Genomic DNA, 9,781 nt, shown 5'->3' on the forward strand with positions numbered 1-9,781 from the left:
ATGCAGTTAAGTCTAACTGTGTGGTGTTTCCATCCTCATCTGTATAATCAATATTTGTATTATCTGCATTTAAAGCTGCTACTGTTAACGTCTCTAGGTCTTTAATATCGATAACCGTATCTACTCCGTCTTCATCTCTGTATGTGAAAGTACCATCAGTGTTTGCCATTATAGTTGTCAATGTTTCAACTATGTGTAAGCTCGTCAAATCAACACTAGAAGTTCCCCCATTTTCTAATTGAAGTGTCAATGTGTTTGTATCTGAATCGAAACTAAAATCTTGAATTTGCTGATCATCAGTAGATGTCAACTCCCAAGAATTACCATCCCAAAAGTAAATTACTCCAGTATCTGTGTTTACATATACATCTCCTAAATCTGCTCCTGCAGGACTGGTCATACCTGCTACAGTGACATCTGTACCGCTTAAAACCTCACAATTACATTGATCTTCTAAGGTCACGGTAGTTTGTGAGAATGCAATTGATGATATTAAAAGCATCATCGGTAGTAAAATCTTCTTCATACTGGGGTTTTTTATTCTATTCATTTCTTTGTAATAAGTTAAGATGCTTGTACTTCTACTCTACTTTTTTTGAGTTGATACATTTAAACATCTGATTGTAACTTATACATAACTTTACTTTACAAAATTAACGTTAGATAGTCCGCTAGAAAATAAATGTTGTGTATAGCCCTATTTGTATGGTTAACTTCTATAAAAACAATGTGGAGTATAATTATGTTTGTTAAATTGGTTATGAACAGACGTTTTTAATCGATAACAATGCCATTTTAAACGGATTACAAAAAAACAAAAGACTACAATTAAGTAGTCTTTATCTTGTTTTTATATCTGTAAATTAACTTTTATCAATTTTAATTTCCTTTTATTCTGTACGTAATATTTCTATTTGTAATAGCATTAAAAACTTTTAACACTACAAAGGGAGAAAACTCTGAAGTAGAATTTGAAATTGTTGCTGTAGTAGTTACAAAATTTCCAACAGTTACAGATGCTGGTTTTGGAATTACAAACCTAAATTTATTTGTAGTATCATTATTTCCATCATCATCTGAATAAGAAGAAGTATTAGGAAATTGATCTGACGAACTACCTTCTACCATAGAACCGATAAACACTTGTCCTTCTCCATAATCTGTAACCATACCTAAACTATTGTCTCCTGTATTTGCAGTTCCTTCATTAATATCTGTTAAAAACAACTCTATGGTAGCGCCTGGTCTAGACCAACCCTCTACTATAATGTTAGATCCAGATACAAATGCATTAGATATTACTGCAAAGTTAGCTAAACCGTTAGGCCCACTATCTGCATCTCCGTTATCATTAATAGTTACGCCATCACCAACAGCATTACCTGCATCTAAGTCTATACCTAAAGCAGGACTTGTAGTTCCGTTAGCAAATATTGAATTCCTAGATATTAAATTTCCACTAGTATTACCTCCTGCAATTACTATACCTGCACCACCATTAGACGTTATTATATTGTTAGTAATTGCGGCATTATTGCCATCAATTTTTATACCTGCATTTTCAATTACACCACTACAATTCCCTCCATTCTGTCCAGAGGTTTTAATTGTATTTTCTAAAACAACAACATCGTCTACATCTTCAACTTCAATACCTAGTGCTCCGGCTTTTTCTATTAAATTTTGCGTAATTGTTATATTATTTCCCCCATCAATAAATATATTATCAAAGCAAGCCCCTGTTCCATTTTCTGTTAAATGATTATTTTGAACAAGTACAGAAGAACCTCCCCTAATTTGTATACCTGCATTGGAGTTTGTTGTTATAAAATTTGAATCTATTGTAGCATCTCCTCCTGTAACTTCTACACCATAATCAATATTACCTGCATTAGCACCAACAGCATTAACACCCAAAAGTGAATGAGAAACTGTACCTTGGCCTCCACTAATAATAACACCTGCATTGTTATTAGCATAGACTGAAATATTAGAAACAGTAACATTAGTTCCATTTAAATTAAGCACATCTCCACCAGGTCTGTATACCTGAATTTCTGGGCTATTGTAATTTGGCAACACACTATTTTGTAATCCGACTGTTGTACCTCCAGAACCTAAAGTTCCTGTATTAGTATTTCCTGAATATGCTGTTTGTGTACGACCATCTATTTTTGTATTAGTTCCTGTAATAACAGGAAAAGTATTAGAATTTTCTAATGATATATTAAAATAACCATTAGTATAATTTGCATCTGCAATTCTTCCCAATGGATCACCAGTTATAGGAATCATAAAAATGGAAGTATCTTCTGTAGCTGCAGGATCAAAAATTGAATTTGACTCAATATCCAAACCTGTTTCACCTAAAGTATTACTATTAGTTATAAATTGATGTAATGACCCTTGACCTGTTACGTTTGTATTAACTATGGTATTAAAATTAAATCCAAAATTAACACCTACAACTCCATTACCTGCTACTTCTACTTTAGATACACTTTGAGCATTATTTATAACACCTAAAGAAACATCTTGAAAAGCTGATGGATTAGCCCCACCTACTTCATTTAAAATATCTACAATACCACCCGACTCTACCTCAGACCTGTACGTTTGAACCGGATAACAAGAAGAACAGTTTGGACCATTATCTCTAGAGGATCTAACAGTTGAACTCACTACTTTAATAAAGTAATCTCCGTCTGCCATACCTCCAAAAGAATAATTACCATTGGCTTCTGTATTTTTTCTTTGTATAAAAGTTCCTGAGGAATCAAAAAGTTCTACTACAGCACCTGAAAGCCCTACTCCTCCTGACGTTACTTGGTCTCGACCTTCTCCTCCTGGATAATTTACGTCTTCAAAAACCCTACCTGCTATTAAATTTGAAGGAACCTTTAATACTACAGCTGCTGATATCACAAAATCTTGACCCACATCTACATTAGCTGTAACTTGGCTATCTGCAGGTTGTATAAATGAAGATATATCATACGTATCTAAATCTACACCGTACGTATTGGCATTATTATATGCTGGTGGACCTACTGTATTATCATAAATAGTAGAATTATATGAATTGTTTCCTGTTTGTCCTCCATCTCCTGTTAACACAAAATTTTGATTTCTTTGATTTGTAATTGAAAGCTCCTCTGGATTTGTAGAACCAGAACTAGATCCATTTAAATCTGGATCTCCTTCCCAAGATAAGAATGATGCTTTTGCTCCCGTTCCAGAAATAGCATAAAAAGAATCTAATGTAAAAGATGTTCCATCATTACTTAAACCATCAAAACCTTGGTATAAGTTTATATTTACTGCTGGTAATGATCTATCCTCATAAAACACCATCAATGCCCAACCTCCTAAAACAGTAGATGTATTACAATAATCACCTGTGTTATTTATAGTTAAATCGCTAAAATCAAAAACATTGGTTGATAAATTTGAGACACCTTGTACAATGGTAGTTACATCACTTACATATCCAAAAAAGTTTCTGTTCCCTAAAGATGTTTGATATAAAAAATTTGCAGATACATTTTGTCCCTCAAAAGTCACATTAGGATCTCTAACTGTACTTGAGTGTGACCAATATAAATATGCTCTCTCTACTGATGCTGATGCTGGTACGGCTGAAATTAAACTATTAGAAGATGAATTTGTAACAGCACATGGGTCTACACCATTAGCTCCTGTTCTTAAAGTACCACCAGTTGTAGAATAATCATAATAGCCATCAAACTCCTGAAAAAGTGTTAATGGATCATTTGCTAATATTTGTGAGTTTATTGTTCCTGTGCCCGTATCATTATAATTAACTGTTGCATATTCTGCCTCTGCATTTGTAAATTCTATTGTAAAATTTTCTGCAAACTCTGGTGTACCATCATTTGCAATGGGCACAGAAATGGTTTGCACATTATTAAGTTCCCCCGTAAAGGTTAATGTACCTGTTGAAGCAGTATAATCACTACCCGCCAAAGCTGATCCGTCTACTGTTCTAAAATCTACCGTAAAAGATTCTTCTACAAAACCTAATAAAAATATATTTCTACCATGGGCAGCTCTTGTAGACCTAACTGTAAAAACAGCATTACCTACATCTTCATCAAAAGAAATGTCATCTATTACTATAATTGGCCCATCTGGAAAACAATTTATCGCTGCTTCCCAACCTGCTCCTGTTGAACTACCATTAGAAACAAACCTAAACGTTAAACAACCTGAAGCTGCTGAAGAATTAATAGACGAAGGAACATTTGCACTATCATATTCACCAATTAATGGTGCGCTAGTAGAATTACCATCATATACATACAAAATATCACCTGTTACAATTTCAAAACTGGTAAAGTTTACATTTAAATAGGTATCCGCAGTGTCAGGGCAAATTGTGTAGGTAGCATCTTCATTATTACTATAGTTAGACAATCCTCCTGGATCAAAAAAAGTATCACTACAAGTTGTTGCACTACCGCCATCTGTCATAATTAGAGCATCATCATCTATAATTGTACCTTCTGCTGTATCTGTAATATCTACTTGTGGGTCTGATGACAAAATAAACTCTATTGTAAAATTTTCGGGATTCTCTATAGTGCCATCATTTAAAATAGGGACTGTAATAGTCTCCGTATCTCCTGCTGTACCATTAAAATTTAATACTCCATTAGTAGCGGTATAATCGTTACCACTTGTAGCAGACCCATTTACTGTTTGGTAATTTACTGCAAAAGGTGCTGTTGCATTAGTTCCTGTATGTCTTACTGCAAAAATGGCATTACCACCATCTTCATCTACAGTTACATCATTAACCTCTATAACTGGGATTGGGGCAGGAAATGTAGCTGTTATCTGAAAGTTATCAATAAGTGCATAATCATTATTGTTCCAGTTAGAACCAGACTTAGCAAACCTAACTGTAGTAGTTGCTGAAATAAATCCTGAAATATCTTGACTAAATGTTCCTGCATTATTATTACCGTTTATGGTTGCTATAGTTGTATAAGATGCACCACCATTATTAGAAACTTGTATTCCTAAACTTCTCCCATTTGTAAGGCTTATTGCTTGCCAATTAAAACTAAGAACAGCAGTTGCTGCTCCATTTAAATTGACCGATCTACGTATTGTCTCTTGCCATATGTAATAAAACTCTAAACGATTACTACTAATTCTAATATATTGACTAGTTGGCCCGTTATTTGAGTCTCCAGTCTCAATCCAGTTTGTAGAAAAATTAGAACTACCGTTATTATTGGAATATGAAACATTACTAAACCGGTCTAAATACGTTTCTTGTCCTATTACTAAAGAAGTAAAAAACATTAAAACAATTACAAAAAATACATTAATCAACTTCATAATAAGAATTGGGTTTAATTTGGGGAATGTGCTATAAGTAAACACACCCATCTTATCAATCTGCTAAATTATAACCTTTAGAGTAGCGTGTATAATATTTGTTGTGAACAATAGTTAATGTAATGTATACCTCTACAAAGATGAAGTGAGAAGAAATAAAAAAAAGCCTTAACTTTTAGGTTAAGGCTTTCTTCGGAATTAACTAGCAGTTAATCTATTCTATAATAATGAATTCTGATCTTCTGTTTAATTGATGTTCTTTTACTGTACAAGGCACACCATTTTCACACTTATTTACAAGTTTAGTTTCTCCAAAGCCTTCTCCTTGCAAACGACTTGCATCAATACCTTTAGATACCATATAATTTACTGTGGCTTCTGCTCTTTTTTGAGACAACCATAAGTTGTAAGAATCTTTTCCTCTACTGTCTGTATGTGAGTTCACTTTAATTTTTAAACTAGGAAATTTTTCCATTGCAACTATTACTTTTTGTATTTCAATCTCTGCGTCTGGTCTAATATCAAACTTATTTAAATCAAAATAAATAGTACTTAATTGTAATAGTTTTGCTAAATCGTCTCCTGCCCCAGCAGTTACCTTATCTCTCTCTAAATAAAAATCAATAACCTGTGGCTCTCCATTAGATTTGTTTAAATATTTTTCTGATGGCACATACCCTTCTACAACTGCTCTAACAAAGTTACCTTGATTACAATCTAATGTAATATTGTATACACCTTTAGATCTCATTATTGTTGATGATATTTCTTCGTTATTTTCATCTATAACTTTTATTGCTGCTCCAACCAAAATTTCGTTAGAAATTTTATCTCTAACTGTTCCTGTAATTTCCTGTACACAATCTAACACTAACGGTTCATTTTCTACAAGAGCATAAATATCATCTTCTCCTATACCGCCTTTTCTGTTAGAAGCAAAATATCCATTTCTATTTTCACTATCAAAAATAAACGTAAAGTCGTCCATATTACTATTTACTGGCTCGCCAACATTTACAATAGAACCTGTAAAGTTATTATTGGCTATTTTGGTAGCAAAAATATCTAAGCCTCCAAGGCCTAAATGACCATCTGAAGAAAAATACAAAATATCTTCATTAGATACATAAGGGAACGTTTCTCTTTCTTCTGTATTTATTTTATTACCAAGGTTTACAGGTGTTCCAAATGTATTGTCATCATTAATACTAACACTAAAAATATCAGACTGACCAAGAGTCCCTGGCATATTAGATGCAAAGTACAATGTTTTTTCATCACTACTTAATGCAGGGTGAGCTACAGAATAACTATCACTATTAAAAGGTAATTCTGTAATATTTGTCCACATTCCATCTACATAATCTGCCCTAAATATTTTTAATCTTACTACACCATCACTATCTTTTACTCTTTTACCATCTTTATAATTGTTTCTGGTAAAGTACATTGTAGTACCGTCTTTTGTAATTGCAGAAGTAGATTCATGATATCTTGTGTTTACATTTTTATCTAACTTTGCAACCTTATCTAAAGACACACTATCTACGTTTACTTTGTATAAATCTAAAAAGTCTCTTGAGTTCCAAGTATGCCTATATTTTGCAAAATTTCCTGTATCTCTATCTGATGAGAAAAGTAAGCCTTCTTTAAAGAAGGTTGGGGCAAACTCATTATGCGCACTATTGTACTTAAATTTTGAAATTTTGAATTTGTCTGTATTGGCTTTAATTTTTTCTGATGAAGCAACTGTATCTTTAGAAAATAAGGCTTTATCTCCAGAGGATGCAACATCATAGAACTTCTCTAAAATAGCATTAGATTCATCATACTCACCTAAGGTTCTTAACGTTTGTGCATACTTAAAATATTGTTCTGCTGTAACATCTGCCTCAAACTCTGTTACTAATCTTTTATATATTACGGATGCGTTTTTATAATCTGCATTAAAATAATATGAGTTAGCTAATTTGCCTAATAATTCTGCAGATACAAAACCCTTTTCTATAACTTTAGTGTAAATATCTATTGCAGGACTAAAAGCGTAACTTTTGTATTTATTATTTGCCTTTTCTATTAATTTCTCTTGGGCACTAATGTTACCAACAGCAAAAAACAGTATAGCAAGTAAAACTATAATTTTCTTAACCATTTTTTTAATTTTAAATTTTAGAAGAATCTAGGTGAAACTAGCTTTTCAAAAGCTCTAACCAATTCAAACCTCATAAATACTTCAAAAGAGCCATCATTAAATTGTGTACCTCCCAGTTCTGTTGTCTCTTTATCATATGCTAAACCTAGCATAAGTTGGTCTGACAATTGAAAACCAGCCATTGCACTTACAGCTGCATCCCATCTGTAAGCTGCTCCAAATGTAAATTTCTCGTTAAACATAAAGTTTGCTGATAAATCTACCTGAAGTGGTGCACCACTAACTACTTTAGTTAGTACTGCTGGTTTAAATTTTAATGTATTATTTAGGTCAAAAACATAACCTGTTATAGCATATAAATTTACCTTATCCTTAGATAAAAACTGAACACCGTCTGAGTCTCTATTGCTATTATCAAAATGATCTGTTTCTACTAAATTAGGAGCAGATACCCCTAAGTAAAACTTGTTTGTATGATAGTAAAAACCCAACCCAAAATTTGGAGAAAATTTATTATCTATATTATCTGTTTCTACTACTTCGTCATCTATTTTTCTTAGTTTTTCAAAATCTAAGTTTAATAAGTTACCACCTACTTTAACTCCAAAAGACAGCTTTCTGTCTTGGGCAAGTTTTAATGTGTATGATACTGTACCATCTATATATGTTTCCTGTACAACACCATCTCCAATTTGGTCATTAACTATAGACACGCCATATCCTAAATTACTGTTCCTTATTGGAGAGTGTAAATTTATAGTCTGAGTTTTTGGTGCACCATCTAGACCCACCCATTGAGACCTATATAATGCAGCTATACTTAATTGCCCTCTAGAGCCTGCATATGCCGGGTTTACAGCTAAAGTATTAAACATATATTGTGTGTATTGCGCATCTTGTTGTGCACTAACACTATCTAAAACAAGGATTACTAATATAATTGTTGCTAGAATGCTTCTTTTTATCATTTTATGATATTAAATATTGTTATTTACTTACGTATAGATAACCACTATCGGTATTATCTTTTCCGTTTTGTTCGTAGTTGAAAATGTAATAATATACTCCAGAAGGTAAAACTTCACCGGCTCTTACTGTAGATCTTCCTTTAGATTTACCATCAAAAACATTATTAATGTTGTTGTATCCATTGGCTTCAAAAATTGCTATACCCCATCTGTTATAAATTTTTAATGAGTTGTTAGGAACAAGGTCTACATTATCTATCCATAAGAAATCATTTTTACCATCACTGTTTGGTGTAACCATTTGCATAACTACTACCGCATCTTCATCTGGCGTGCTATCATCCATATTATCTAAATAATCTGGTGTACCATCACCGTCTGTATCATCATTAGTTGGGTCACCATCGCCATCTGCATCTTCATCTGGTGTGTTTATACCATCACCGTCATCATCTAAATCTCTGTAGTTTACATCTTCTGTACCGTCTGTATCTGGTAAATCGTTTGCTGGATCATTGATCTCATCATTAACATCAAATCCATCGTTAACATCTGATCCTTCATAACCATCATCTAAGCCATCACCATCTGTATCTATAGTAGTATATTGCTGATCTGGAACTCCGTCAAAATCAAAGTCGTTACCTTCATTATTATCTGGAACTGAATCATTATCACTATCTAAGTCAATATAATCTGGTGTATCCTCACCATCGTGATTGTTTGGTGTTAAACCACCCAAGTATGCACTATTTACACCATCATTAGCTAAGTAAGTCGCAGCATCATCATTATTAGGAGCAATATAGCCAGCTGTTGTTTGCGCTTCTACATTATCAGGAATACCGTCATCATCAGCATCTATATCTAAATGGTTTGGTATACCATCTCCGTCTGTGTCCGCAGGATTAGTTAACGGGTCATTATCTCCATCAATATTTTCATCTTCTACTGTATCTAAAATACCATCATTATCATCATCTAAATCTACAGTGTCTGGAACTCCGTCACCATCTGTATCTGTACCAGGTGTATTATCTGTAGGATCTAAATAGTCTGGTGTACCATCACCGTCTGTATCATCATTAGTTGGGTCACCATCGCCATCTGCATCTTCATCTGGTGTGTTTATACCATCACCATCATCATCTAAATCTCTGTAGTTTACATCTTCTGTACCGTCTGTATCTGGCAAATCGTTTGTTGGATCATTAATCTCATCATTAACATCAAATCCATCGTTAACATCTGATCCTGTCGTTGATCTCATCATTAACATCAAATCCATCGT

4 protein-coding genes and 1 pseudogene are annotated in these 9,781 nt (G+C 33.3%); all 5 read right to left on the reverse strand.

Going from position 1 to position 9,781, the window contains the following annotated elements; genetic code table 11:
* Positions 1-463 (reverse strand): annotated as a pseudogene (locus KLA_RS16690) (hypothetical protein); the annotation flags it as partial.
* Between the two features lie 416 nt (positions 464-879).
* Positions 880-5,370 carry a beta strand repeat-containing protein gene (locus KLA_RS16695; RefSeq protein WP_235183590.1) on the reverse strand — a complete coding sequence of 1,497 codons (4,491 nt, stop codon included), beginning with the start codon at positions 5,368-5,370 and terminating at the stop codon, positions 880-882.
* Between the two features lie 214 nt (positions 5,371-5,584).
* Positions 5,585-7,522: an OmpA family protein gene (locus KLA_RS18595; protein WP_034647210.1), complete on the reverse strand. Its 1,938-nt coding sequence runs from the start codon at positions 7,520-7,522 to the stop codon at positions 5,585-5,587.
* 17 nt (positions 7,523-7,539) lie between these two features.
* A complete protein-coding gene (locus KLA_RS16705; RefSeq protein WP_013620102.1) occupies positions 7,540-8,490 on the reverse strand; it encodes a type IX secretion system membrane protein PorP/SprF in 951 nt (316 codons plus the stop codon).
* A 19-nt stretch (positions 8,491-8,509) separates the two neighbouring features.
* Positions 8,510-9,781 (reverse strand): gliding motility-associated C-terminal domain-containing protein (locus tag KLA_RS16710; RefSeq protein WP_161633471.1); only part of this gene is annotated, 1,272 nt, incomplete at its 5' end.

The organism is Cellulophaga geojensis KL-A (assembly GCF_000568425.1).
Classification (GTDB): Bacteria; Bacteroidota; Bacteroidia; order Flavobacteriales; family Flavobacteriaceae; genus Cellulophaga; species Cellulophaga lytica.

Coding starts and splice junctions, on each gene's coding strand:
- KLA_RS16695 (WP_235183590.1), bottom strand. CDS start 5,370: ATGAAGTTGATTAATGTATTTTTTGTAATTGTTTTAATGTTTTTTACT.
- KLA_RS18595 (WP_034647210.1), bottom strand. CDS start 7,522: ATGGTTAAGAAAATTATAGTTTTACTTGCTATACTGTTTTTTGCTGTT.
- KLA_RS16705 (WP_013620102.1), bottom strand. CDS start 8,490: ATGATAAAAAGAAGCATTCTAGCAACAATTATATTAGTAATCCTTGTT.